The organism is Ammoniphilus sp. CFH 90114 (assembly GCF_004123195.1).
GTDB lineage: Bacteria > Bacillota > Bacilli > Aneurinibacillales > RAOX-1 > YIM-78166.
Genome location: NZ_SDLI01000022.1, coordinates 13,568 through 37,981 on the forward strand (window position 1 = coordinate 13,568; position 24,414 = coordinate 37,981).

The 24,414-nt window shown below is 40.8% G+C and carries 27 protein-coding genes; 16 read left to right on the forward strand and 11 right to left on the reverse strand.

The window, feature by feature from the left end; translation table 11 throughout:
* The 5 genes from EIZ39_RS24290 (at position 1) to EIZ39_RS24310 (ending at position 5,835) form a co-directional block, all read left to right on the forward strand.
* Positions 1-1,944: a TRAP transporter permease gene (locus EIZ39_RS24290; protein ID WP_129203808.1), complete on the forward strand. Its 1,944-nt coding sequence runs from the start codon at positions 1-3 to the stop codon at positions 1,942-1,944.
* A gap of 29 nt (positions 1,945-1,973) precedes the next feature.
* A complete protein-coding gene (locus tag EIZ39_RS24295) occupies positions 1,974-2,861 on the forward strand; it encodes a dihydrodipicolinate synthase family protein (RefSeq protein WP_129203810.1) in 888 nt (295 codons plus the stop codon).
* Positions 2,862-2,877: 16 nt separating this feature from the next.
* On the forward strand, positions 2,878-4,074 hold the full coding sequence (locus EIZ39_RS24300; RefSeq protein WP_129203812.1) for a pyridoxal phosphate-dependent aminotransferase: 1,197 nt from the start codon (positions 2,878-2,880) through the stop codon (positions 4,072-4,074).
* A gap of 80 nt (positions 4,075-4,154) precedes the next feature.
* Entirely contained in the window at positions 4,155-5,033 is an 879-nt protein-coding gene (locus tag EIZ39_RS24305; RefSeq protein ID WP_129203814.1) for a fumarylacetoacetate hydrolase family protein, read from the forward strand.
* Between the two features lie 16 nt (positions 5,034-5,049).
* On the forward strand, positions 5,050-5,835 hold the full coding sequence (locus EIZ39_RS24310) for an SDR family oxidoreductase (protein ID WP_129203816.1): 786 nt from the start codon (positions 5,050-5,052) through the stop codon (positions 5,833-5,835).
* 104 nt (positions 5,836-5,939) lie between these two features.
* On the opposite strand, the gene EIZ39_RS24315 is transcribed toward EIZ39_RS24310, so the two are convergent.
* Entirely contained in the window at positions 5,940-6,848 is a 909-nt protein-coding gene (locus EIZ39_RS24315; protein ID WP_129203818.1) for a DNA-3-methyladenine glycosylase family protein, read from the reverse strand.
* 145 nt (positions 6,849-6,993) lie between these two features.
* Between EIZ39_RS24315 and EIZ39_RS24320 the strand changes: the two genes are divergently transcribed.
* Positions 6,994-7,578, forward strand: coding sequence for a bifunctional transcriptional activator/DNA repair enzyme AdaA (locus EIZ39_RS24320; RefSeq protein WP_129203820.1), 585 nt, complete (start codon positions 6,994-6,996; stop codon positions 7,576-7,578).
* Positions 7,562-8,077: a methylated-DNA--[protein]-cysteine S-methyltransferase gene (locus EIZ39_RS24325; RefSeq protein ID WP_129203822.1), complete on the forward strand. Its 516-nt coding sequence runs from the start codon at positions 7,562-7,564 to the stop codon at positions 8,075-8,077. The genes EIZ39_RS24320 and EIZ39_RS24325 overlap by 17 nt, the downstream gene beginning before the upstream one ends.
* 37 nt (positions 8,078-8,114) lie before the next feature.
* Here the strand turns inward: EIZ39_RS24325 and EIZ39_RS24330 are convergent, their stop codons facing one another.
* The 4 genes from EIZ39_RS24330 to EIZ39_RS24345 form a co-directional block, all read right to left on the reverse strand.
* Positions 8,115-8,561 (reverse strand): DUF1259 domain-containing protein, encoded by a 447-nt coding sequence (locus tag EIZ39_RS24330; RefSeq protein ID WP_129203824.1) that lies wholly within the window; start codon positions 8,559-8,561, stop codon positions 8,115-8,117.
* Between the two features lie 100 nt (positions 8,562-8,661).
* The gene (gene srtB / locus EIZ39_RS24335; protein WP_164985303.1) at positions 8,662-9,402 is read right to left on the reverse strand and encodes a class B sortase; all 741 of its coding nucleotides are present in this window, start codon (positions 9,400-9,402) and stop codon (positions 8,662-8,664) included.
* A gap of 103 nt (positions 9,403-9,505) precedes the next feature.
* A complete protein-coding gene (locus tag EIZ39_RS24340; RefSeq protein WP_129203828.1) occupies positions 9,506-10,120 on the reverse strand; it encodes a fasciclin domain-containing protein in 615 nt (204 codons plus the stop codon).
* Positions 10,121-10,542: 422 nt separating this feature from the next.
* Positions 10,543-11,529, reverse strand: a complete 987-nt coding sequence (locus EIZ39_RS24345) for an aldo/keto reductase (protein ID WP_129203830.1) — start codon at positions 11,527-11,529, stop codon at positions 10,543-10,545.
* A 271-nt stretch (positions 11,530-11,800) separates the two neighbouring features.
* Between EIZ39_RS24345 and EIZ39_RS24350 the strand changes: the two genes are divergently transcribed.
* Positions 11,801-12,058: a hypothetical protein gene (locus EIZ39_RS24350; RefSeq protein WP_129203832.1), complete on the forward strand. Its 258-nt coding sequence runs from the start codon at positions 11,801-11,803 to the stop codon at positions 12,056-12,058.
* Positions 12,058-12,444 (forward strand): retropepsin-like aspartic protease, encoded by a 387-nt coding sequence (locus tag EIZ39_RS24355; protein ID WP_129203834.1) that lies wholly within the window; start codon positions 12,058-12,060, stop codon positions 12,442-12,444. The genes EIZ39_RS24350 and EIZ39_RS24355 overlap by 1 nt, the downstream gene beginning before the upstream one ends.
* A gap of 693 nt (positions 12,445-13,137) precedes the next feature.
* Here EIZ39_RS24355 and EIZ39_RS24360 read toward each other — a convergent pair.
* The 4 genes from EIZ39_RS24360 to EIZ39_RS24375 form a co-directional block, all read right to left on the reverse strand.
* Positions 13,138-13,656 (reverse strand): DUF3231 family protein, encoded by a 519-nt coding sequence (locus tag EIZ39_RS24360; RefSeq protein ID WP_129203864.1) that lies wholly within the window; start codon positions 13,654-13,656, stop codon positions 13,138-13,140.
* A 351-nt stretch (positions 13,657-14,007) separates the two neighbouring features.
* Complete coding sequence (locus EIZ39_RS24365) at positions 14,008-14,766, reverse strand: hypothetical protein (RefSeq protein WP_129203836.1); 759 nt, start codon at positions 14,764-14,766, stop codon at positions 14,008-14,010.
* A gap of 12 nt (positions 14,767-14,778) precedes the next feature.
* A complete protein-coding gene (locus EIZ39_RS24370; RefSeq protein ID WP_129203838.1) occupies positions 14,779-15,507 on the reverse strand; it encodes a CPBP family intramembrane glutamic endopeptidase in 729 nt (242 codons plus the stop codon).
* 2 nt (positions 15,508-15,509) lie between these two features.
* Positions 15,510-15,956 (reverse strand): MarR family winged helix-turn-helix transcriptional regulator, encoded by a 447-nt coding sequence (locus tag EIZ39_RS24375; RefSeq protein WP_129203840.1) that lies wholly within the window; start codon positions 15,954-15,956, stop codon positions 15,510-15,512.
* A 340-nt stretch (positions 15,957-16,296) separates the two neighbouring features.
* Here EIZ39_RS24375 and EIZ39_RS24380 point away from each other — a divergent pair, with 340 nt between their 5' ends.
* The 3 genes from EIZ39_RS24380 (at position 16,297) to EIZ39_RS24395 (ending at position 19,058) form a co-directional block, all read left to right on the forward strand.
* Positions 16,297-16,749: a YoqH family protein gene (locus EIZ39_RS24380; protein ID WP_129203842.1), complete on the forward strand. Its 453-nt coding sequence runs from the start codon at positions 16,297-16,299 to the stop codon at positions 16,747-16,749.
* Between the two features lie 847 nt (positions 16,750-17,596).
* Positions 17,597-18,607 (forward strand): DUF3231 family protein, encoded by a 1,011-nt coding sequence (locus EIZ39_RS24390; RefSeq protein ID WP_129203847.1) that lies wholly within the window; start codon positions 17,597-17,599, stop codon positions 18,605-18,607.
* A 4-nt stretch (positions 18,608-18,611) separates the two neighbouring features.
* Positions 18,612-19,058 carry a hypothetical protein gene (locus tag EIZ39_RS24395; RefSeq protein WP_129203849.1) on the forward strand — a complete coding sequence of 149 codons (447 nt, stop codon included), beginning with the start codon at positions 18,612-18,614 and terminating at the stop codon, positions 19,056-19,058.
* 292 nt (positions 19,059-19,350) lie between these two features.
* Here the strand turns inward: EIZ39_RS24395 and safA are convergent, their stop codons facing one another.
* Positions 19,351-19,974: a SafA/ExsA family spore coat assembly protein gene (gene safA / locus EIZ39_RS24400; RefSeq protein ID WP_129203851.1), complete on the reverse strand. Its 624-nt coding sequence runs from the start codon at positions 19,972-19,974 to the stop codon at positions 19,351-19,353.
* A 299-nt stretch (positions 19,975-20,273) separates the two neighbouring features.
* Between safA and EIZ39_RS24405 the strand changes: the two genes are divergently transcribed.
* Both EIZ39_RS24405 and EIZ39_RS24410 read left to right on the forward strand, forming a co-directional pair.
* A complete protein-coding gene (locus tag EIZ39_RS24405) occupies positions 20,274-21,281 on the forward strand; it encodes a medium chain dehydrogenase/reductase family protein (protein ID WP_129203853.1) in 1,008 nt (335 codons plus the stop codon).
* Between the two features lie 22 nt (positions 21,282-21,303).
* Entirely contained in the window at positions 21,304-21,711 is a 408-nt protein-coding gene (locus EIZ39_RS24410; protein ID WP_129203855.1) for a MerR family transcriptional regulator, read from the forward strand.
* Between the two features lie 35 nt (positions 21,712-21,746).
* On the opposite strand, the gene EIZ39_RS24415 is transcribed toward EIZ39_RS24410, so the two are convergent.
* Complete coding sequence (locus EIZ39_RS24415) at positions 21,747-22,136, reverse strand: DUF1259 domain-containing protein (RefSeq protein ID WP_129203857.1); 390 nt, start codon at positions 22,134-22,136, stop codon at positions 21,747-21,749.
* 228 nt (positions 22,137-22,364) lie between these two features.
* Between EIZ39_RS24415 and larB the strand changes: the two genes are divergently transcribed.
* Both larB and larC read left to right on the forward strand, forming a co-directional pair.
* Positions 22,365-23,045, forward strand: a complete 681-nt coding sequence (gene larB, locus EIZ39_RS24420) for a nickel pincer cofactor biosynthesis protein LarB (protein WP_129203859.1) — start codon at positions 22,365-22,367, stop codon at positions 23,043-23,045.
* Positions 23,042-24,241 carry a nickel pincer cofactor biosynthesis protein LarC gene (larC, locus tag EIZ39_RS24425; RefSeq protein WP_129203861.1) on the forward strand — a complete coding sequence of 400 codons (1,200 nt, stop codon included), beginning with the start codon at positions 23,042-23,044 and terminating at the stop codon, positions 24,239-24,241. The genes larB and larC overlap by 4 nt, the downstream gene beginning before the upstream one ends.
* The last annotated feature ends 173 nt before the right edge of the window (positions 24,242-24,414 follow it).

The following is a 24,414-nucleotide window of genomic DNA, read 5'->3' on the forward strand; positions in this document are numbered from 1 at the left end:
ATGCAGAAGAATGAACAGGGTTATCAGGAGATTCTAAAAAAGTATGACAGAGAATCCAACTTTCGAATGATGGCAGGTTCTTGGGGAAAAGCCATATTCTTATTGGCTATCGCTTTCTCTGTATTCCAGCTATACACCGGCTTCACTGGGCTCTTAGGAGCCCAGCTGCAGCGGGCCATTCACTTGAGTTTTGCACTTTGCTTGGTGTTTCTGTTATTCCCCGCGACAAAGAAGGGGAGCCGCCAGAAGATGGCATGGTCCGATTTTCTGTTGGCCGTCCTGAGTGTGGTCACTTGTCTTTACATTGTGGTGAACTTTAGGGATTTAATTCAAAGAGCGGGGGATTTCACACCTACAGATCTAGTGTTTGGTGGGATTGGAATCCTTCTAGTTTTAGAGGCGGCAAGAAGAGTTGTTGGTCTTCCGATCGTTATAGTAGGGGGTTCTTTCCTTCTGTATTGCTTCTTCGGAGATTTGTTCCCAGGATTCTTAAATCATCGTGGCTTCTCGGTTGAGAGGATTATCAGCCACATGTGGTTTACAACAGAAGGGATCTTTGGTATTCCCCTTGGGGTCTCTGCTAGTTTTATCTTTTTGTTCCTGCTCTTTGGAGCGTTCCTTGATCGAACAGGAATTGGTTTATTCTTTAATGACTTAGCTCTAGCCGTTGCGGGTCGATCAACAGGTGGACCTGCTAAGGTAGCGATTTTCTCCAGCGCATTGCAAGGGACGATTAGCGGAAGCTCTGTTGCCAATGTAGTTGGATCCGGTGCTTTTTCCATCCCCATGATGAAAAGGTTAGGCTATAAGCCATCGTTTGCCGCTGGTGTAGAAGCAGCAGCTTCGACCGGGGGTCAGATCATGCCTCCTATAATGGGAGCAGCAGCGTTCTTAATGACGGAGTTTACAGGAACGCCATATATACAGATTGTCATTGCGGCTACGATTCCAGCCATGCTTTATTTCTCAGGGATCTGGCTGATGGTTCACTTTGAAGCAAAGAAGCTAGGGCTTCGTGGTCTAACTAAAGAAGAAGTTCCATCCTTTAAGTTGTTAATGAAAGAGAGAGGTCATCTCTTAATTCCTATTGTGGTTATTCTCGGGGTCCTTCTAAGCGGGCAAACCCCAACTCGTGCGGCTCTCTATGGAATTATTGCTGCAGTACTAGCAGCTGCGATCAAGAGAGCGACTCGGATGTCAGTTAAAGAAATTTTCCTTGCCCTCGAACAGGGAGCAAGAAGTGCCTTAGGGGTAGCGGTGGCAACTGCCGCAGCAGGTCTTATTGTCGGCTCAGTCACTCTGACGGGTGTCGGGTTGAAGATGGCTACGGGACTTGTAGCTTTAGCACAAAATGAATTGATCTTAACCATGTTCTTTACAATGGTGGCTTCCATTATTCTAGGAATGGGTGCTCCAACTACGGCTAACTATGTAATCACAGCAACAATTGCAGCTCCGGCCCTTGTTCAATTAGGTGTTCCCGTGCTCGCTGCTCACATGTTTGCTTTCTACTTTGGAATAATCGCGGATATCACTCCGCCTGTCGCCCTTGCTGCTTTTGCTGCATCGGGGATCGCGAAGAGTGAACCGATAATTACGGGTTTTCAAGCATCAAGGCTTGCTCTTGCCGCTTTTATTATCCCGTATATGTTTGTCATGTCTCCAGAACTACTATTAATTGACACGGACTTTTTCGGCGTATTGCCAGCGTTGGCTAGTGCTGTTCTCGGAATGGTACTGATTGGAGCAGGAGCAATTGGCTATTTTAAAGAAGCACTGCCTATCTACATGCGAATTATTACTTTCATAGGTGGTCTTATGCTTATCAAGCCTGGGATCATGACCGATATAATGGGTGTCGGTATCTTTGTTTTATTGATCGTCACCCAAAATATGAAGCGAAACAAGAAAGACAAGGGGCTTTCTTTGCCAAGTAATTATTAAATTAGACATTGAGGGAGAGAAGAAACAAAATGAAAATTCACGGATTATGCAGCATTACAATTACACCTTTTGATGACAAAGGAAAAGTAGACGAACAAAGCATTCGTGATCTAACCGAATTCTACATTAAGGCAGGAGTTCAAGGGATCACGATTAATGGAATAATGGGTGAAGTAACGAAGCTTTCAGAATCTGAGCGTAATCGTGTGGCCGAGGTATTTATTGATCAAGTGAATGGAAGAATTCCTGTTGTGGTTGGCTGTTCTGCTCAAGGTACCAATATTGTTATTGAGTTAGCGAAGAAAGCAGAAAGCTTAGGTGCGGCAGCTGTTATGGTCGCTCCACCAGCTGGTCTCAAAAATTTGGATGTCGTCTATCAACACTACAAGCTCATCTCGGATGAAATTGGAATTCCATTAGTGGTTCAAGATGAACCTGTAACGACGAATGTTATCATGCCGGCAGCGTTCATTGCGAGACTAGGTCGTGAAATTGAAAACGTGAAGTATGTGAAGCTTGAAGAGGCGCCAACGACGATCAAGGCTACGAAGGTTCTAGAGTTAGCGGAGGGTTCAGTTGAGTTGTTTGGTGGATTAAATGGCATGTATTTCTTCGAAGAACTAGACCGTGGATGCTCTGGGATTATGACGGGATTCTCGTATCCAGAGATTTTGGTTGAAACTTATAATTTATTCACTGCTGGTAAACGTGAAGAAGCAAGATCTTACTTCTACAAGTACTTGCCATTAATCCGTTTCGAAGCACAGCTAGGAATGGGCGGAGTAGCTATCCGTAAGGAAATCTATAGACTACGTGGTGCGGTGGCAAGCGGCCATGTTCGCTTCCCTGGTGCGGGTATTGATGAGTTAACGCTTAAAGAGTTAAAAGAGATTATCAATTATCTTGACTTAAACTAAGGTGGGTGCCAATCAGATGAAAACGAGACTGTCTCAGAGAGCCCAAAAGGTGGAGGAATCAAAAACGATCGCCTTGACTATGAAAGCTAGAGAGCTAAGAAAGCAAGGGATTGATATCTCCATCTTCGGACAAGGAGAACCTGATTTCACCACGCCTCCTCATATTATTGAATCAGCTTATAAAGCTTTAAAGGATGGCTATACCAAATATACCCCTGTGGCAGGCTTTATTGAGCTTAGGGAAGCCATTGCGCGAAAGTTGAAGCGGGAAAATGATTTAGATTATGATCCTAAGCAGATCGTGGTATCAGGTGGTGCCAAGCATTCTTTAATTAATATTATTCTAGCTGTTTTAGATCCGGGTGATGAGGTAATCATTCCGGTACCCGCTTGGTTAAGTTATTGGGAGCAGGTAAAGCTTGCTGATGCGATCCCTGTTCTTGTTCCGACCAAGCAGGAGAATGACTTTAAACTGACGGCAGAAGCTCTACAGGCTGCGATTACACCGAAGACTAAGCTGTTGATTCTGAACAGTCCAGGAAATCCAACCGGTTCTGTCTATACAAAGGAAGAGCTAGCGGCCATCGCCGATATTTGTATTAGTCATGATTTGTTGGTTCTATCTGACGAGATCTATGAAAAACTCATCTACGATGGACAGAAGCATGTTAGTATAGGAAGTTTAAGTAAAGAGATGCTCGATAGAACGATTGTTGTAAATGGCTTCTCCAAAGCTTTCGCTATGACAGGCTGGCGGATGGGATATGCAGCAGCTCCACTCGAAATTGCAAAAGCGATGGACGACCTACAAAGTCAAATGACGAGCAACCCAACGTCCTTTGTACAACTCGCTTGTATTGAAGCGCTTGAAGGGACGATGGAGCCGATCGATCTCATGATCGAAGAGTATGACAAGCGTAGGGCCCTGATGGTAAAGCTCCTACAAGAAATACCGGGGATCGAATGCACGATGCCGAAGGGCGCCTTCTATGTATTCCCAGGTATCCACGGGCTTCTTGGTAAAAAAGTAGACGGGGAAGTCATTGAGGACGATGAGCAACTTACCCGTATCTTGCTTGAGAAGGCTCATATCTTAGTTGTTCCAGGCAGCTCTTTTGGAATGCCAAATCATATTCGTTTATCTTACGCAACGGATGTGGACACCATTGTAACCGGAATGGAGAAATTCAAGAAATTTGTAAGTAGCCTATAAGGAAAATATCTGCCACAATAGTTAAGTAGTGGGGAGTACACTGTTGTTATAAATACTACTAGATAAAGGTGAGGATCATTATGCGTCTAGCAACTGTGCAGACAGACAGAGGAGAACAAGCAGCAGTCGTTGTGGAGGATCGCGTCCTACTCGTTGAGACGATTAATGCTCAATGCGAAAAAGAATGGGCTACTGACTTATTTCAAATTATCAATAGTGAAGACTTAGAAGATATGAAGGCTTGGTATCAAAATGGAGGGAAAGAAAAGCTTCTTGGACTAGAAGGTTCAATTCCCTCTGATCAAGTAAAGTATGGGCCTCTCTATCGTCACCCACGAAAAATCTGGGGGATTGGACTCAATTATGTGGAGCATGCGAAGGACCTTCATGAAGTGGCACCGAATACAGAGCCTGCTAGCTTCATGAAGCCGGATACGACAATTATTGGTCCTCATGATACGATTGAGATTCCGCTTCAATCCGATCGGACTACGGCAGAAGCTGAATTAGGCATTATCATAGGAAAAGAGTGTAAGGATGTATCAGAAGAAGATGCTATTCATTACATAGCCGGATACACCACCATTACGGATATGACGGCAGAGGATATTCTCGCTGTAAATCCACGCTATCTCACTCGTTCTAAGAGTTTTGGTACCTTCTTTAGTTTTGGTCCTCAATTGGTGACAACGGATGAAGTAGATGAGGTGCTAGATCTGAATGTTTCTACTATAATTAATGGCGAACTACATCGCAAGAATGTCGTTTCGAACATGACCTTCTCGCCTATGTATTTGGTATCCTTCCATTCTAAGGTGATGAAGCTTCTTCCTGGTGATATTATTTCCACAGGAACACCTGGTGCGGTCGTCATTCGTAATGGTGATGTAGTCGAGTGTCATATTGATGGATTCGAGCCGCTTGTCAATCCGGTAGAGGATCTGAAGGTTCAGAAATAGAGAGGAGAGATAACGAATGGATTTAAATTTGCAAGGTAAAGTAGCTTTAGTTGTAGCTTCTAGTCAAGGACTTGGAAAAGCGGTAGCGACGCAGCTGGTTAAGGAAGGCGCGAGTGTCATGCTGACTAGCCGAGATGAGAAGAATCTTCAAGCGGCATGTGAAGAATTAACAAGCTTAGGACTGGGAAAGGTTTCTTACTGTCCTGCTGATATTACGAAGGTAGAAGATGTTCAGCGATTAGTTCAGGTGACAAGAGATACATTGGGTAAGATTGATATCCTAATTAATAATGCCGGAGGACCTCCAGGAGGTAACTTCGAACAGTTCTCTGACGAAGACTGGCAGAAGGCGTTTGAGTTAAATCTATTAAGTTATATCCGAATGATTAGAGAGGTATTGCCAGATCTGAAGAAGGAAGGCGGACGCATTATTAACATTGCTTCCTCTTCCATTAAAGTTCCGATTCCAGGTCTGATTCTATCGAATACATTCCGAACAGGGATTGTCGGACTATCTAAATCTTTAGCTGAGGAGCTTGCTCCTTACAACATTCTAGTCAATACGGTAGCACCGGGTCGAATTGCAACGGCTCGAGTAGCTTTCTTAGATGAGCTGAAGGCGAAGAAGCTAGGAGTATCTCGTGAAGATATCGAAGAACAGTCCAAGAAAACGATTCCTCTAGGTCGTTATGGAGCACCTGAGGAGTTTGCAAACGTCGTTGCTTTCCTCGTATCCGATGCTGGCTCGTATATGACAGGTAGTTCCCTTCTTGTCGATGGTGGAATGGTAAAATCAATCTAATGCAACTATCTAAGGCGTTCTAGCTATACTAAGAACGCCTTTTTCCTTTCTTCGTTCACTTGAAATAACTGAAATGGTAAAAGGGTATAACATGAGCTGGATGATTAGTAGAGGAATCTCCATAAATAGAAGGTTGCGTAGGACTCCCAGTTGGTCCAATTGGCCGATAGTTGTAAAATTTCTTTTTTTGTTGGTTTGTGTTCCAAGCCTAACACATGTTTAATGGCATTATGCAGACCAACATCATCAATTGGAAAGGCGGATGGGAATCGGAGGCAACGCATTAAAACATAATTGGCTGTCCACGGTCCAATTCCGCGGATATCCACTAACAACTTTTCTGCTTGTTTGTAATCCCTTGTGGCTAATAAGCTTTCTTTTGATAGTTTGCCTTCCATTATCAGTTGAGCCACACCGATGAGGTATTCACTTTTTTTAGTGCTTATTTGCAATTGGCTTAATTCCCCAACAGTTAGTGCTGCGATAACATCGGGGGTAGGGAATATCCAATATTCTTTTCCTTTGTATTCGACCTTCTCGCCGTAGCGCTCCACGAGTCTTCTCTTTAACGTGTAGGCAAACGTAAGGTTGATTTGTTGCCCTATAATTCCCCAGCAGATCGCCTCAAACAGATCAGGAATACCGATATTGCGCAACCCATAGAAAGAATCTACAGCTTTTTGCAAAAGAACATCCTTTATCGCCAGTTCATAAAAGGGTTGTAAGTCGGTTTCTAAGTCAAACCAATCCATCACATAACGAGCAGCAGCAACTCGAGCCGACTTTGTCTTAGGGGGGTTATTACCCAAAAAGCGAATGGTTAAGGTGTGAGGATCAGTCGCTCTTATTTCAATGATGGCAGTTTCTTGTTCGAGCGGAATAGCTTTGTAAATGCGTTGATCCTGAACCTGAAACAAGCATTCATTGTGGGCGTTAGAAAGGTATTTCAGATTGTGATCAAAGCAAAATTCTTTAGGCAAATTCAAGGTTAACTCCTGCTGGTGATCTTCCATTTGAACCCTCCCGTTACAGAAATTCAATCTATCTCTAGTTTTAACACAAACATAGCATGTATTGATTTCAATATCTTGCTATTTTATTTGTAGAAGCATACATGGGCCTGTTTCATTGAGTATACTGAGGGAGAGGTGAGTATTTATGATTAAAGAGGAGTGGTGGCAGGCGATCACCCGAAATGATCCTACTTATGATGGCATGTTTTTGTACGCTGTAAAGACAACCGGTATTTTCTGTAAGCCTTCCTGTAAATCCAGAACTCCGATAAAAGGAAACGTACGTATATTTTTGAATGCCGAACAAGCGCTCACTGCACAATTTCGTCCTTGCAAAAGATGTAAACCAACGAATCAAAAGTTGCCCGACCAGGAGTGGGTAGATCAGATCACTCGTTTTATCGGAGCAAACTATACAAAGAAACTGACACTAGAGGTTTTAGCTGATCAGTGTCATGGAAGTCCTTTTCATTTGCAGCGAACGTTCAAGCAGGTTAAAGGAATAACGCCCGTCCAATACATTCAGTTAAGCAGGATTACTAAGGCGAAAGAATACCTCATACAAACAGATCAATCCGTTGCGGAGATTGCGATGAGTGTAGGAATTCCAAACACTCCTTATTTTATAACCTTATTTAAAGAGATCACTGGATCTACTCCTAAAGCTTATCGCGAAAAGAATACTCATCAACCGGGCACGGAGGGAAGACAAAATGAAAGTGAAATCTGACATGAAAGTTTATTGGACATTGTTGTTATACGAAGGCTGGAGCATCTATCTGGCTGCCACCACGAAGGGTCTGTGCTATGTAGGTTCACAGAACAAGCCGTTTGAGGAATTCAACCAATGGGTAGAAAAGCATTTTGCAAAAAGCGCCCTTATTGAAGATGAGGAGAGATTACAACCTTATGTGAACGAGTTTAAAGAGTATTTAAGAGGAGACCGTAAACACTTTACCCTTCCTTTTGATTTTCGAGGGACTCCATTTCAAATGGAGGTTTGGAACGCTCTCTGTCAAATTCCCTATGGACAAACTAAGTCCTATTCCGATATCGCCGCCTCTATCCAGAAGCCTAAAGCCGTACGAGCCATAGGATCAGCCATCGGTGCCAACCCCATACTCATTACTGTGCCTTGTCATCGTGTCATCGGAAAAAATGGCACCTTGACCGGCTACCGTGGAGGATTGGAGATGAAGAAGCAACTTTTGCAATTAGAAGGAAATTAAAAACGGCTACCTGATGGCAGCCGTTTCATTTTCATTGTTATTTTTTCTTCTTTTTCTTGAGCTTCACAACAATCGGACCTACAGGTCTGTTGATGAGAACTCTAGAAGCGTTTCTTACATTCCTAGCGAATACTAAAGGAGGTTGGATTGCTTGCCAGTGAAGATACCAGATATTCGGATTCGTAGAAAGCCAGTGATTGTGTAGAGCCGTTACTTGAATACCAGCTCTTCTAAGCCTAGAGATAAACGGGTTAATCTCGTTAGTAAGAATGACAGTTTCCCCTAGACACAAAGCTCTACCATTGCTATCCAGCCTTTCGAAAGAGATACCAAATGGAAGAGTAAATAACCCTTGTGATTTCCTTCCTAATATCGTTACGTTAATGTTGGTTCTCAGCTTAGTGGCCACACAAACCCCATTAACCACTTGAGCATCCCCACCAAAAATCTCAGCGAAACGTCTACAAAGTGGACTAACACTCACTAATATCACCTCCCTATATTGATAGAATATAGTATTGAAAGGTGATAGTTTTGGAGACGGCGGTTGACTAAAGAACGATAAAATAGGAGTTTATATTTCTTTATTTGATCCTTCTGGCGTGAACGACGAATCGAGCGTCATTAAATTCATAAGAACACGTTGATAGAGTCAGGATCTGATCCTGTTTATTCCATTTGATCGTCTGTGGGATGATAGATTTGCTTGCTAATTTATTTAAGAAATCAACATAATCGTGGTTAGAACGAAAATTGGTAGCAATATAATAAAAGTCAGTATCCGTCACATAAGCGGAGAAAATCTCCCATTTTGTCTCTTCAAATAAGGTTTGGAGGGTAATAACCCGATTCTCCTCGAAGAACGGTTTATCTTTATACTTCGTTAGTCCTTTAAACATAGAACCATCTCTCATATGATGTCCATAGATAATTGTGTGCCTGTCTGTTGCATCGCCTACATTACGATAATCCATAAAAATGGCTCCAGCATTACTAGATTCAAGCTTAAAATTATGATCAAGATAAAAGGAATTATTGTCCGTTTTGACCACGGGATAGTTAATGTCTGTATTGGGAACCGTGATCCATCCTATAGTTTCTTCGTTCATTTCAAGAAGGGGTAGGAATTTTTCTATTACGACTGGGGACTTTACTTCATCTTCGTAGGTGGCTTCGTTCTGCACCCAAAGATTATCGTAATCCTCTTGAATAGAGTTATTCAATTGTTGATTCTGATAGCTTCCATAGTAATATTGGAACACCTCGTAAGAAGAATATAGAAAAGCTAAGAAGCATATTAGGATGGCTAGAAGATTTTTTTTCATAAAATCATATCTCAAATCCTCATTTCTTTGAAATGAACGATTTTTGGGCTTCTTCACGAACATAGTTGTTTGGAAGAAGCCCTGTTGTGGTCTTGAACGTAATCTATCCTCTTGCTGCTTTACCACGTCTATAGAAATACAACGTCGCCGTTCCTGCAAAAACAGCTAGTAAGGCATAACTGAAAATGGAGTCGTTACCGGTCTTAGGAATAGGAGGAGCACTTTCTTGCGCAACGGGCAGCAATACAGCATCAATCACGTGGATAACGCCATTAGAAGCTTCGATGTCGGCTGTTGTGACGTTAGAATCATTAATTTGAGCGGGATTCAGCGAAACTCTCACTTTATCTCCTTTCAGTGTTGCTGCTTCCATTCCATCGGTCAGATCCGTTGACATTACTTTTCCTGAAACAACATGGTATAACAGAATGTCCTTTAAATCTTCTCGAGCTAATAGTTCTTCAGCGGTAACTCCTAGCTCAGAAAGTAGTTTTGCAAAAGCTTCATCAGTTGGAGCAAACACGGTGAAAGGGCCTTCTCCCTTAAGGGCATCGATTAAATCAGCTTTCTCTAGAGCAGCTGCTAAGGTGTTGAAGCTTCCTGCTTTAACCGCAGTATCAACGATATCATCACTGTTTGCACTACTAGTTGCCCCCATAGAAAATGATAAAACCATTGTGAAAACCAATGACATTAGGAAACCTTTTAGCTTACGCACTGTAAAACTCCTCCTCTTTTGCATAGAATTTGTATATGTTTTGCATAGTTATTATACATATTATGTCATGAGTTTGTAAAGAGAAAAATGCATAGGTTTTGTATAATTTAGAGTAATGTGACACCGTGTATAGGAAAAGAAGATGGGTTTTACAACATTTCGAATAATTATTGTATAACATTTTGTTCTCGTTTAGGTTTGTCTTGATATAAATGGAAGCCGCATTTAAAATATCTTTGACTAAATGGAGATCGAGGGGGAAGAAGTAATGATGAAAGATATAAACAACTCGTGTTAAATGTATTTGAGAATAATGAGAGAGCCGTTCAGTTTTATTCCCATTTAGGTTACCAAACTGAGATCGTAAAGATGGTAAAGGAAGTATAAAAAGACCCCGTGTGTTTCACGGGGGTCTTCATGTTTTACAAATTTAAGCTCTTCATACTAGCTTCAGGATAGCGGCTACCGGCTGCTGCGCCATGAGGAGCTGCTTCATTGATCCGGGCTAGGTCTGAATCTGTCAGAGAAACTTGTAGGGATCCCAAATTTTCATCTAAATATTTTACTCTTTTCGTACCTGGAATAGGAACGATATCTTCCCCTTGTGAGAGTAGCCAAGCAAGAGCTAACTGGGAGGGGGAGCACTGTTTTTCATTCGCGATTTCTTTGATTTTCTGAACAAGGTCTAAGTTCTTTTGAAAATGGTCTCCTTGAAAGCGGGGAGAATGACGGCGGTAATCATCTTCTGCTAGGTCATCAAATTTTTGAATCTGTCCGGTTAAGAAGCCTCTGCCTAATGGGCTATAAGGGACAAAGCCGATACCCAACTCTCTACAGATAGGGAGTATTTCATCCTCGACATCTCGGCTCCATAGAGAATACTCGGTTTGTAGAGCTGTAATGGGATGAACTTGATAAGCACGGCGAATCGTTTGTGGTGCCGCCTCCGACATGCCAAGATAACGAACCTTTCCGACTTGAACCAGTTCAGCCATAGCGCCAATGGTTTCTTCAATGGGAACATTGGGATCAACACGGTGTTGGTAGTACAAGTCAATATAGTCGACTCCTAAGCGCTGGAGACTTGCATCACAAGCCTTCTTCACATAGTCCGGATGGCCATTAATTCCAAGAAATGTACCATCTGCTGCTCTTTCATTGCCAAACTTCGTAGCTACGATAACTTGATTGCGACGCCCTTGAATCGCACGCCCCACTAATTCTTCATTGTGACCTACGCCGTACATATCAGCCGTATCAAGAAAATTGATACCCTGATCTAGGGCATGGTGTATGGTTTTCAGCGATTCATTATCGTCTCTACCACTGTAGAAGTCTGACATTCCCATACAACCCAATCCTAATGTGGATACTTCTGGTCCTAATTTTCCGAGCTTTCGTTTTTGCACTTTTTCACGCTCATTTCTTTTTTAATAGAAAAAAACTTGAGATGAATCTATTTTAACAAAAATAGTCGCTAAATTTCCCAATTAGGAAAAGCGAGGCGAAGTAAATGAAAACGGTCTTCTCTTTTATTTTAGGCTCTGTTATTGTTCGTTGTTGATTTTCTTTATTCAACTAAAGGGCAGTAATCTTTAACAAGCATCTGAATATTTGGTGTTATTACCCTCCCCTTTACCATGATACAATATAAGTAAATATTTCTGGAGGTGACTCAAAATGAAGTGGGAAGATGTGTGCCTAGCTTTCCCAGGACAATGGGTTTTAATAGAAGCTGTTCGAGCACATACAAATGAGAAAAGTGAGCGCATTTTAGATGAGATTACTCCCTTGAAAAAGTTTACTAATTCTCCAGAAGCTATGAAGGCCTATCAAGAGATTCATCGAGAAGATCCTAGAAGGGAATTATATGTTCTTCATACTAGTCGTAAGGAACCTAATATCATTGAGAAAAAATGGGTAGGTGTTAGGCGATAGTGAAAAAGCTAATTATTGACGATGGTTTATTACTTACGGATATGGAATTAACCTTTAACGGACAATTGCTTCATCTACAACGTGTCTTAGTTGATACTGGCTCAGGAAGCACAGTTGTTTCAACAGACTTAGCTGAGTCAATTGGGATTGTAGCAGAAGAGAATGACATGATATATCGCATAACTGGTGTTGGAGGATCAGAGTTTGTGTATTCAAAAACGGTTGATTCAGTCAGAATTGGAGATATGCAAACAGAATATTTTGCTTTAGAAATTGGTGCAATGAATTATGGTTTTGATTTGGATGGTATCATTGGACTGGACTTATTGCAACAATTGAAAGCAGTCATAAATATAGACGAATTAACGTTACAGTCAAATAGCTAATGGCAAGTATATTAGGAACCACTTCTATACTTGCCTTTTTTTAATCCAGTCTATCAAAATAGTCGAGAATACCCCCACTTCAAAATTGATTGAAAGCGAGGGGTAAGTGGCGGGAGTATTCATTAAACAAAAGGGGAAGGAATGATCCCTAATTGCTATTAAGCTATTGGGATTCGATTGTGGAGGAGCAGAATAAGCATTGAACTGAGGGGTAGTTATTGAAATCTAGAGCTGCTATTATTCTAATAGTATTACCTTTGATAATTGGTTCGTTAGGTTACTTCTTGTTTATAAAAGTCTTTATCCCAAATATAATGTAATTTACCTTGTTTTGCTAATGATAATCATTAACTCATTGGAACGGTTATGCTACAAATAACTAAATAGCCCCTCTCAATCATTATCTGACCGAGTAGGGGCTATTACCATTCTTCACTATCCACTTTTAGACTCCTTCCAAGTATTATCAACGTATATTTGAATCCCCACATGCTATCTTGCATGCTTTGCTATCGTGTCCCATTGGACTCATCACCTTTCTACTTGTAGATTTATGAACTGGCATACTTGGGGTTTCATCTATATCCTTGAGTGTAGGGACTAAATTATGGATTGTTCCCCAATATTATAATTCCCTTCCAACAACATTGATATAAAGAGAAGGAGAGTACCGCGTTCGGCACTCTCGTTGGTTTAGACATGAGCGAGTTCTGGTGTTTGCACATTTAGTGGAGGTGGAATTAGCCATCCTTTTTCCTTGTTAATGCGCAATAATCTTACACCATATTGAGCCTTAGTTACATGAAATTGCCCAAACATCATAGCGATATCTTCTCGAATACTTTGACCAATAATTTGACTACAAGTAACTAATCCAGCAGCAATATCTCTAGAAACACCTGCGGCAATTTCGGGGTCCATAAATCTTGCACCAGTTGGAATACTTTCTAAATTAGCAACTGGTCTTTCGGGTGGAGATGGAGGTAATCCAATTCCATTTACTTTAAGCAATTTTTCAACTTGTTCGATTTCTTGCTTCATATTTTGCGTCATATCTTCAAGAAATTTTCTAAGGTCTTTATCACCTGTGTGATTGATAAATGTCTGATACCCAGCTAACAAGCCTTTGGTCGTTGAAAGATAGGTCCAAACACCAAACACTTCTCCATAATGCATTGGTTCATTTTGGGGATGTCCACTTAATACTCCCATAATCGTCCTCCCTACACTCATTAAAGTTGTCATATCCATTATGGGTTCTCCTTTACAAGAATTTTACCCATGTTTATTTTTGGCGGGAAAGGCAAATTAAATCTATGTAAAAATAACCCATTAATCATTGAGTTGCGATAATAAAATTACTCTATAACGGGAGTCAATAGTTGAAGTGAAGCAGTTTCCATTGGTGTTGTTCTTTTTGTTACGAAGATGATATATAGAGTCTAATACGTAAGGGGAGACTCTAAGTAGCTGAAATACTAATGATTGGAACAATTTTATGGGGATTAATAACAGTCGTCCTTTACGATAACCAAATTTGGGTGACTTTGTGAAACAATGTACTTATGCATTCAACTTTTGACATTGTTCCTGTATTTCACGATTAAAAATATCTTTTTGATCGATTGATAAAAAGATATTTCTTACTTTACGCTTTCTTCCGAGTGAGTCTTTAATCACTTGCGATTTTTCAAGTATTAATTCAAAATGTGGTTCTTCAAATTCTAATAGAGCAATTGTGAATCGATCCTTCTTTTTCTTATCCTGTTCAAAGTTGACTTTTCCACTTTGAATATTTTTGATATTCGACAATGGGATGGAAACCTTATAACGGAAGCCGAATTGAATGGCTATTTCTTCATCCTTTATAACAAGCCGATTTCTCGATATTGCCTTCAAATCTCCAAGTATGAAAATAATTGCATATACTGTTAGAATCAAGTGAAGCCAGGCTACCCAAGGTTGCCATTTATGCAATAAAAAGGATAATCCAACACCTTCTAGTATAAGTGATGATAGTATAGCAATTTGAAACGGGACATAGCTTGAATCTTTATGAAAAGTAAAAGACCGTCCTTCGCTCAAATGATTCGCTTTCTTAGAAAATAAATAATAGCACATTAGGACTTCCCTTAAAAGGATGGAACGTAGGAATGAATTTTTAACCATTTGATTGATTGTGTTTTCTATCTTTTCATGGACCGTTAAGGCCTCATCTTGCCTTTTATAAGTTTTAATGATATTTACCATCCGATAAATTCCAAAGCTTACAATCATCACTTCAATAAAAATAAGCCATTTCTGAGAAAGGAACCATTCCATCAATATGTCCTCCTATTTGTCCAGGTTAACCCCACTTGAAGTATCGGCGATGATATGCAATAGAATAAGGGGTAAAATAGATTCGAGACTTACGTAAACTGCGCCAAAGAGAAAACCAATAAGGGCAGTTCGAATTACTCCTGTTACCCCTTGGTAGGTATGAGCCAGACCAAATAGTAAAGCAGCGACGACAAGTGCAATCCAAATTGAAAGAGTAGGTAAAAAATAAAGAATGGCATACAATAGGAATCCTCGGTAAATAATCTCTTCAGTAATACCCGCAGTTAAAGAAACATAGTTCCACCGCTTTCGCTCCTGACTCGTTCTTGGAAACATAGACCCGAATTTCTCGTTACTGCGATATCTTTCCAGTTCCAGTTTAGCTTTTTCCTTATATATAGGACTCACCCTAATTGCAATATAATTTATGACTAGCATCAGTGAATAGATAATGATCAAGACAATTGAGCCATATGTGAACCAAGGTCCAAGGGTTTCTTCATTTATTGTAACAAATGATAGCCCTATATCTCCTAATGATAGTGGAGTGAGACCTACGATAATTAAGATCACTATTGTTGGAGTCCATAACCCAGCCATTGTAGAATTGTAATAGTTTATTCTTGCTGTCTGATCATACCTGATCCTTGCTTTAAACTTTTGAGTAGATATATATCCCCAGATTGGTTCATATGTTGCTATAAAAATGAAAAGTAGAATGAAACTTACCTCCAAAATCATAATTATTCCCCCCAACCCGTTTGAGTCAATTCATATAATTTTTTTAATACTCGATGATAGCTTTCGATGTCTACTATTGATAATTTTTGATAATATTTCTCGATTACACGTTGATTGGCTGCTTCCATTTCTCGATAAAGGTCTTCACCTTTTTTCTCTAACCTTACAAATGTTTCTCTCCGATTTTCTGGATTTACTTCACGCTTAACATAACCTTTTTCCTCCAGTTTTTTTATAAATTGACTGGCAGCACTTTTGGTAGCACTAATAATTGATGAAACTTCATTAATAGTCAATTGGTTTTTGATGAAAATATGTTGAAGTATCAAAAGTTGTTTAGAAGTCAGTTCGTGTTCATCTAATACAGATTGGTATTCTTTAATCATTACCATTTTGATGGCTTCACTATAGAATTGTGCCTCTTCTAACAAAACCTTGGTATTCGTCACAAATCCAACTCCTTACAGTTAAGTTAGCTAAACAGTTAAGTTTACTAAACTAATTGTAACACTACCGTGATATGAAACAAGTTACAAAAATGTGAACTAAATTGGATGTCACATCAAAGTAAGGACAGTGGTGGAAGCAGGTACTTATGAATTGGAAGAATTAATTCGTAAGGCGTGGGCCGATGCCAACGCCTGTTTCCAGCCTGAATCCCATTTGCTACAGTTCAAATATATTGTGCAGTAAAACAAAATCTAATTATGTATGATTTGTGAAGGATTAATAATTGAACGCAGGGGATGGGAAAATAAACACAACAAAATGTTGTGGGTGGGAATAAAAGTGAAGCAGATAATTGTATCATTATTTATTTTAGTTGCTGTATTTATTGCTCCTATTACTGGAAAAGCTGATATACCTATGCCTTGCAGTTCTGTCTTAGAACCCATAAATAGTGGCTTTCCAAATGCAAAAGGAGCAGCTTTGGTCTATAAAGTGAAACTAACACCGAGCTTCCCACGGACTCATATAAGTATTCACGTTACCCATCTTCCATCACCGTCCTCTTTTGGGGATTATGATGGTTTTGAAGGTTTTGCTTATATTCAAAATGAAATAAGTTGGAGATTTAAACTTTATCCAACGCCAGAAGAAGATGGTCCGACTTGGGCAGGTAGGATTGACATTATTACAGCAGATTTAACAAATAGTCATATCCAAGTTCGACTATCCAATTCTAAAACAGGAAAGCTGGGACCTGCGGTTTTGACTAGTAGTATTCATTCCTGCAAATAAATTACTTTGCTAACAGGAGACATTAGCATCCAGATGGTTCCTTCTATTTAGATAAATAAAATCACATAAACGGAAAAAAGGTGTTTACATGGCAAATCATATAGACTCAGTTCAAATAGGGATCGTTAGAATACATTTACCCGATGCCAGTTTGTCTTACTTTTGGATTTCTCAAGACTTAGCTGGTTACTTTTGAGAATGAACCCAATTGGATTTACATGTATTATGTAGATAGTGATGGGCAGGTTAACCAGCGGGGATTTGCCACACAGTTTCCTAATGATGACGGAAAATATATTGAACCATAATAGGAAGTAAAACAAAATAAACTATGAGAAGTAGAAGTAGGTGCTACTGAAGTAACGGGAATCAATAGTTAAGGAGCCAATTTTTATTCACTGGCTCCTTTGTTCGTTATTCAACTATTGGGCAGGAATCTTCAATAAATAAGTTTTAATCTATGGTAAAATTTATCATAGAAAGGAATGAGGATATGGAAGGATTAATAATTACTCTTATTCTTGTAAACGTACTAATAGTAGGGTTTGTTGTATGGACGATATCAAGCATTAATGAAAAACTTGAACTATTGATAAGAATTCAATTAAAAAAAGAAGACGTCTATTTCACTGATAAAGTTATGGATGAAGAAATTGAGAAATATCGAGATAAATAAATGTATTTGTTAACTAACGTGAATCGATTGCGGAGGAGTAGCTGTCATAGCTGCTCCTCTTTTTGCTACTGAACTATTGGGCAGGTTTGCAGAATATGGTCATCAATCGAGAGAAACTATATTTTCCATCTACCAAGGAATACTAAAATAAATGTTATTCAGGAGGATAAAATGGAAACTCAACACAATCCTAAATTAGTTTCAACGGAATTGGCAAACCTTTGGACTCAATACATGAATGACAGTATGGCAATTTGTGTTATCAATTACATGTTAAAGAAGGTTGAAGATGACGATATTCGCTCTATTTTAGAATTCTCTTTGAGTTTATCGAAACGTCATACTGAAGTGATTAAAGGCTTTTTAAGTGAAGAAGAATACCCCATTCCTTATGGATTCACAGATGGAGATGTAAACTTGGAAGCACCTAGACTTTTTTCTGATTCGTTCTTTTTGAAATATATGCACATTATGGCGGCGCATGGTATGACTGGATACGCTGTGGCTTTCACTACCTCAGCTCGTGCTGATATGAGGAAATTTTATGCGGATTGCAACAACGAAACCATCGAGCTGTTTAATCGCTCCCTTGATTTACTTTTATCAAAAGGTCTCTACACTCGACCACCCTATTTACACCCACCAGAGATGGCTCAATATGTAAAAAAACAAGGATTTTTAACGGGTTGGTTTGGTAATCGCCGACCTTTAAATGGAATCGAAATTAGTAACATTACCTTTAACATGAATAAAACGGTGATGGGGAAAGCAATGGTTCTTGGTTTTGGTCAGGTCGCTCAATCTAAAGATGTTCGGGAATATCTCATGAGGGGAACCCAACTTTCTTCAAAACATCTTGAAATTTTCAGTTCTTTACTCCATGAAGATAATCTTCCTTCTCCTCCGTCATGGGATTCGGAAGTAACAAATTCAACGATTTCTCCATTTTCTGATAAATTAATCATGTTTCATACTGGGGTTTTAACACAAACAGCGGTTGCTTTTTATGGGGCAGCGCTTGCGGTATCCATGAGAAGGGATTTAGCAACCCAATATACACGTTTAACAGCTGAAATGGAGCAATATGGGGAAGATGGAGCGAACATTTTAATTAATAATGGATGGATGGAGCAACCACCAACCGCAGATGACCGTGTTACTTTAGCAAGCGGTAAGAAGTGACGGCATGGGAAGATCGAAGGAGATTGAGAAAACTCTATGGAGCATTGCTTTACCTGGGTTTGCTCAATTTTTAAATAGCAAATATTTTAAGGGATTTGTTTTTATTACGTTAGAGGTCTTAATCAATGTACAGGCAAGGTTGAATCAAGCCATTATGTACAGTTTTCATGGTGACATTCAAAAAGCCATTGAAGTGACTGATTATGGATGGTTAATGATTTACCCTTGTCTTTATCTGTTTGCCATTTATGATGCTTATCGAGATGCTGGCGGAGGTGATTCTTTTTTATTCTTGCCCTTTGTCATCTCCGCTTACATGGGAACCATTGGAGTTATCTTTTCTCCTTATATTTTAGGTCCTATTTGGCTACCTATTCTTTTTTTAGTTCTAGGAGCTGCCATTGGTATTGGTATTCGAAATTTCATTCGTAATTACCTTACAAATACCTAACGGATACTTTTCCATTGTGCAATGATGGTTCGAAATCCAGTTGTTAAGATTCTCTCTGCCGTTGTTTTTTGATGAATTTGGTCACATTTTAAACAAAAGTACATTTCAACCCACTTATAATCTGTAATACCATAAAGTATGCGATTAAAAACATCTAATCACCTTTATTTTCAGCAGATATGATTGGTTATTCCACTAAACGGGAGTCTATAGTTCAATTACATAGTAAGAACCCACCAATTTGGTGGGTTTTATTTTTGATCAAAAAATCAACAACAAGCTTTAAAGAGCCTTATTTTAAAATAAACATTTGAGTCCAATAGTGACCCCATTTCCCGCCTTGCGCGTAACCACATCCGATGTGGGTGAGGTTGGGGTTGAGAATGTTTTGTCGATGCCCTGGACTGTTCATCCAGGCTTTCATGACACTTTGGGCATCCGTTTGTCCAGCCGCGATGTTCTCCGCAGCGCTACGGTACGTTAATCCAAAATTTTGGATCATGGTAAACGGCGAACCGTATGTTGGACTGTTATGGTCAAAGTAATTAAGGTCCCGCATGTCGGCTGATTTAAACCTTGCTACGCGGCTCAATTCCCAATCAGCAATTAACGGTTTTAAACCATGCTTTGCGCGTTCTTGATTGACCAATTGAACAACTTCATATTCTAGTTTCTTCACTTCATCGTATTGGGGAATCTGAAGCTTTTGCCCTGGATAGATAAGGTTAGGGTTTGTAATTTGTGGGTTGCTCTTCATGATTTCGGTGACCCCGACCTCAAAGCGAATCGCTACTTTCCACATGGAGTCACCGGGTTGAACGGTGTAGGTAGTTGTATTCTCTGCATCTACTTGTCCTACTAAAAGGATGGATGCGAAAACAAACGCAATTGAAGATAGCCATAGTTTCTTTTTCACAATCTCTCTTCCTTTCTAGGGTGTTTTCGATTTTTGTGAATGGAGCAATGTGTACCCCTATTGAAACACAAGGAAAATTGATGTGTAAACAATTTGGCTTATCTTAAAATCTTCCAGAATAATGATAATCTTTTCAATGGGACTGATGAATCCAGTGAAATAAACGGTTTCTCAAGTTTGATATTTAGAATATTTTCCTTATATGCAAATATTTTATTGGTCCATTTTTAGTCCTTGACTTAGAGTTTACTCTAACCAATACAATAGGAGCAGTTATCCAAGTTAGAGGAGATGTTCTGATGCTTAATACTCGTATTGTTGTCACTCGTAATGGTGGACAGGACGTTCTTGAAGTGGTGGAGGAATCGTTGCGTGCACCAAACCGAGGAGAAATTCGCATAAAAGTCCAAATCGTAGGTGTTGCTCTTGCCGATATAATGAGAAGAGAGGGAGTTTATCCGATGTCGCCGGTGCCTCCTTTCACACCGGGATATGATGCAGTTGGAACGGTAGAGGAATTAGGAGAAGATGTGGATCAGTATGCTAAAGGAGATAAGGTTTGTGTCTTATTTGATGGTACTGGCGGCTATGCAGCTTATGTTTATGCCAAGGTCCAGGACCTTGTTAAAGTCCCCGAGTCCGTAGATCCTGCTCAAGCAGCGGCGATCATTCTCAATTATGTAACAGCCTACCAAATGCTTCATCGCCTTGCTAAGGTTAAAGAGGGGGATTCGATCTTAGTTCATGGGGCAAGCGGAGGGGTTGGGACGGCCTTACTAGAACTTGGTAAACTTGCAAAGGTAAAGATGTACGGAACGGCTTCTTCCGCTAAACACCCTATTGTCTCCCGGTATGGGGCAACCCCCATTGATTACCGGACGGAAGATTTTGTAGAAGTTCTCGGAGGATTAGCACCCGGAGGTGTAGAGGCTGTGTTTGACCCGATAGGGGGATCGAATTGGCAGCGATCCATTCAGACTTTGAGCAGTAAGGGGCGTTTTATCGGTTACGGATACACCTCTGTCCTCAGTGAGGCAAACCCAGAAGAATGGATAAAGGATTGGAAGATTTTTTCCGGTATAAAGCAGACACAGAGCGGAAATGGTGTATATCTTTACAGCATTACTACGCTTAGAAAAGAACAGCCCGAATGGTTCCACGAGGACTTAAGCTTACTCTTCAAATGGTTGGAACAAGGGAAAATTAGCCCGATTGTTTCGCACAAGATTCCACTGCGCGAAGCAGCGAATGCCCATCGGATAATAGAAGAATTCGAAGCCGTCGGTAAGGTTGTGCTTACCGTATGATAAAGGGAGGAGATCTTCGTTTATGTACTCCATTGGGGAAATCTCTAAATTAACAGGAATTACAGCCTATACCTTGCGGTATTATGAAAAAATAGGGGTTCTTCCCGAACCACGCCGCCAGGATGGGAAGCGTTGCTATGATGATCAGGATCTTCAATATGTCCGGTTTATCCATGGGTTAAAGGAAACAGGAATGAGCTTGGGGAAGATCGCGACTTTTACCGAGGATGGCTGCTTACTCATAAGTAACAATTCGGAGTTCGAGATCCACCAAATCTTACAGAAGAGAATCGATATGCTAGATCAGCATATTCATCTGCTGGATCAACAAATGAAGCAGTTGGAGATGGTGAAGGAAATCGCGCAAAGAAAAAGCGCACTTTATTCGACGATGTTGAAAGAAGGCGCATTGAACAATGATGGATTATAGGAGATAGGCGGCTGCCAAGATGGCTCCGCCTTGATTTACCTCAACACCCGAAAAGCCTCTGCCACTTTACGTGCAAAAGATAACGGAGGTTCGACGGATTGAAAGTGAACATATAAGATATTGGGTTTGGCGTAAAGCCAATGGTTATGCAGGGCACTTATAATGATCCCATTTCGAACTAAGATGTTGATAAAGTAAGGGACTTCTTCTTCAAGAATCACGGTTTCCCCCATATTCAGCGCATTTCCTTCATGATCCAATGATTCAAACATAACCTCCGCATGAAGTTCTCCACGACTAGGCCGACCTTGAATGGTGACCTTTAGATCACGATGAAACTCTACCGAGCACACCCCATGTTCCACTTTTGGCTCAGCTTTTAGGATTTGACCGTATTGTTGACAAAGTGTGTTGAAATCCAGCATAAGAAATATGAAACCTCCATTCGTCACTTTTATACAATGTATGCCTGGGGCATTCGATTGGCGTTAGAGGAAATGTAGGTTATAATTAACTGAAAAGATAAAATATTTTTGCGGATAATTTGTGGCATTAAGCTGGTTTGCCATGGCATATATAACAATATGAAGTTTCAAAGAATTGGACAAACCTGGGGCCATTAAAACTTTGAATAGAATAAGGGGAATGCTGCTATGAGTACATTTGAGGATCTGGGATTCAGTAAAGTAGACATTGAACGGGAAAGTAGAACAGGCTATCCTGAAGTCATTTTCGGTCAGGGGAAAACGGTGGATCAGGTGCAAGCTATTTTTTCTGCCCTAGTTGCAGCTCATGGACGAGCAATGGTAACAAGAGCATCAAAGGAAATGGCAGATTCGATCCAAAGCGCTTTTCCAGAAGCGATATATCGCCCCACTTCGAAAATTCTGACATGGGGAGAACCCACTCAGAAGTATGCTGGTAAGGTAGCTGTGCTTTGTGCGGGTACCGCAGACTTGCCGGTAGCGGAAGAGGCGGCGGACACGGCGGAGTGGATGGGATGTCGGACAGAAAGGATCTATGATGTAGGAGTAGCAGGGATTGATCGCTTATTAGCTTATCGCGAAATGATAAAAGAGGCTCAAGTTGTCATCGTGGTTGCCGGAATGGAAGGGGCTCTAGCGAGTGTGGTCGGAGGGATGGTGCGACGCCCGGTTATTGCAGTACCTACTTCCGTTGGTTATGGCGCACATTTTCAAGGGTTGACTCCGCTTCTATCCATGCTGACATCGTGTGCTGCCGGTGTTACGGTTGTCAATATAGATAATGGGTTCGGGGCAGGTTATTCGGCTGCAATGATTCAGCAATTAGTGATGGAGGCAAACAGACCATGAAAACTCTCTACTTCGATTGCATCTTCGGTATAGCCGGGGATATGGCTTTAGCCGCCTTAGTTGACCTTGGGGCCGATCTCACCTATATTTCAGAGCAGCTAAGAAAATTACCGATTGATCCCTTTGAACTCGAAATTCTCCCTGTCAATAAAAGAGGAATTGCAGCGAAGAAGCTGTCTATTCACCTAGAAAGCCAGGGTGCCAACCAGCCTTATCATTTTAAACTTCTAGATGATCATCCTCATCGAAAAGCAGCGGATATTTTACATATGATTGAGAGCTCTTCATTACCTAACCGAGTCAAACAGCGGAGTATGGCGATATTTCAGGTGATTGCCGAGGCAGAAGCGAAGATTCACGGAATGGATCCCCGGGAGGTTCATTTTCATGAGGTCGGTGCCATGGATTCCATCATAGATACAATAGGGGTATGTTTGGCTTTGGAATATCTTGAAATTGATGAAGTCTACGCCTCGCCTGTTCCTACGGGATATGGAAAAATGAAGATGGCGCATGGGCTCTATCCCATCCCGGCGCCTGCCACAGCAGAACTATTGAGAGGGATACCGCTTGCTGACTTGCCTGTAGAAGGGGAGCTAACCACCCCGACAGGTGCAGGGATATTAAAGGCTCTGGTGAAAGAATTTAGACCGATAGGATCTATCAAAATGGAGAGGATCGGATATGGAGCAGGGAATAAAGATTTTGACCATCCTAATGTCGTCCGGGCGATCTTAATTCAAGAGGTAAACGATAGAAAGCGAGAGTCGATCTACGTTTTGGAAACTCAATTGGACGATATGACGGGGGAGGCCTTGGGCTTTGCCATGGAACGTTTATTCCAGGAAGGGGCTCTTGATGTTTACTATACCCCTGTTTATATGAAAAAAAATCGCCCCGGGACGCTCATCACAGTTCTCGTTCAACCGGAAAGAGCGGATGGTTGTGAGGAAGTCCTGTTAACTCAAACGAGTACACTAGGGGTAAGACGCAGTGAATGGACCAGAAAAATCCTCGAGAGGCGCATTGTTTCTGTCGAAACCACATACGGCATGGTTCGGGTAAAGCAGGCCATAGATGGCGATCGTGTTCTTCAACAGGCACCGGAGTATGAAGATGTTGCAGCGCTAGCGAGGAAATACAATCTTCCTTTTCAGGAGGTTTACTTGGAGGTGTTGAGAGAAAGCACTCCCTAAAAAGGGAGAGCACTGGTAGGGTTGATCTGACCTAGAGGTAGCTGGTCAATTGGCGGTAGGCAATAGTCGGAGATTTTTCCGTTAAGTTGTTGGATTGTCCATTTTGACCTGTAATAAGCGGAAAATTTCCTGTTATTCATCCAAATCGGCTTAGCCCCCTAAGTTTGGACACT

Coding starts and splice junctions, on each gene's coding strand:
- EIZ39_RS24350 (WP_129203832.1), top strand. CDS start 11,801: ATGAAGTGGGAAGATGTGTGCCTAGCTTTCCCAGGACAATGGGTTTTA.
- EIZ39_RS24395 (WP_129203849.1), top strand. CDS start 18,612: ATGGGAAGATCGAAGGAGATTGAGAAAACTCTATGGAGCATTGCTTTA.
- EIZ39_RS24300 (WP_129203812.1), top strand. CDS start 2,878: ATGAAAACGAGACTGTCTCAGAGAGCCCAAAAGGTGGAGGAATCAAAA.
- EIZ39_RS24325 (WP_129203822.1), top strand. CDS start 7,562: ATGAAAGTGAAATCTGACATGAAAGTTTATTGGACATTGTTGTTATAC.
- EIZ39_RS24290 (WP_129203808.1), top strand. CDS start 1: ATGCAGAAGAATGAACAGGGTTATCAGGAGATTCTAAAAAAGTATGAC.
- EIZ39_RS24370 (WP_129203838.1), bottom strand. CDS start 15,507: ATGATTTTGGAGGTAAGTTTCATTCTACTTTTCATTTTTATAGCAACA.
- EIZ39_RS24410 (WP_129203855.1), top strand. CDS start 21,304: ATGTACTCCATTGGGGAAATCTCTAAATTAACAGGAATTACAGCCTAT.
- EIZ39_RS24320 (WP_129203820.1), top strand. CDS start 6,994: ATGATTAAAGAGGAGTGGTGGCAGGCGATCACCCGAAATGATCCTACT.
- EIZ39_RS24310 (WP_129203816.1), top strand. CDS start 5,050: ATGGATTTAAATTTGCAAGGTAAAGTAGCTTTAGTTGTAGCTTCTAGT.
- srtB (WP_164985303.1), bottom strand. CDS start 9,402: ATGAAAAAAAATCTTCTAGCCATCCTAATATGCTTCTTAGCTTTTCTA.
- EIZ39_RS24390 (WP_129203847.1), top strand. CDS start 17,597: ATGGAAACTCAACACAATCCTAAATTAGTTTCAACGGAATTGGCAAAC.
- EIZ39_RS24365 (WP_129203836.1), bottom strand. CDS start 14,766: ATGGAATGGTTCCTTTCTCAGAAATGGCTTATTTTTATTGAAGTGATG.
- EIZ39_RS24305 (WP_129203814.1), top strand. CDS start 4,155: ATGCGTCTAGCAACTGTGCAGACAGACAGAGGAGAACAAGCAGCAGTC.
- EIZ39_RS24405 (WP_129203853.1), top strand. CDS start 20,274: ATGCTTAATACTCGTATTGTTGTCACTCGTAATGGTGGACAGGACGTT.
- larC (WP_129203861.1), top strand. CDS start 23,042: ATGAAAACTCTCTACTTCGATTGCATCTTCGGTATAGCCGGGGATATG.
- EIZ39_RS24295 (WP_129203810.1), top strand. CDS start 1,974: ATGAAAATTCACGGATTATGCAGCATTACAATTACACCTTTTGATGAC.
- larB (WP_129203859.1), top strand. CDS start 22,365: ATGAGTACATTTGAGGATCTGGGATTCAGTAAAGTAGACATTGAACGG.
- EIZ39_RS24415 (WP_129203857.1), bottom strand. CDS start 22,136: ATGCTGGATTTCAACACACTTTGTCAACAATACGGTCAAATCCTAAAA.
- EIZ39_RS24360 (WP_129203864.1), bottom strand. CDS start 13,656: ATGGGAGTATTAAGTGGACATCCCCAAAATGAACCAATGCATTATGGA.
- EIZ39_RS24315 (WP_129203818.1), bottom strand. CDS start 6,848: ATGGAAGATCACCAGCAGGAGTTAACCTTGAATTTGCCTAAAGAATTT.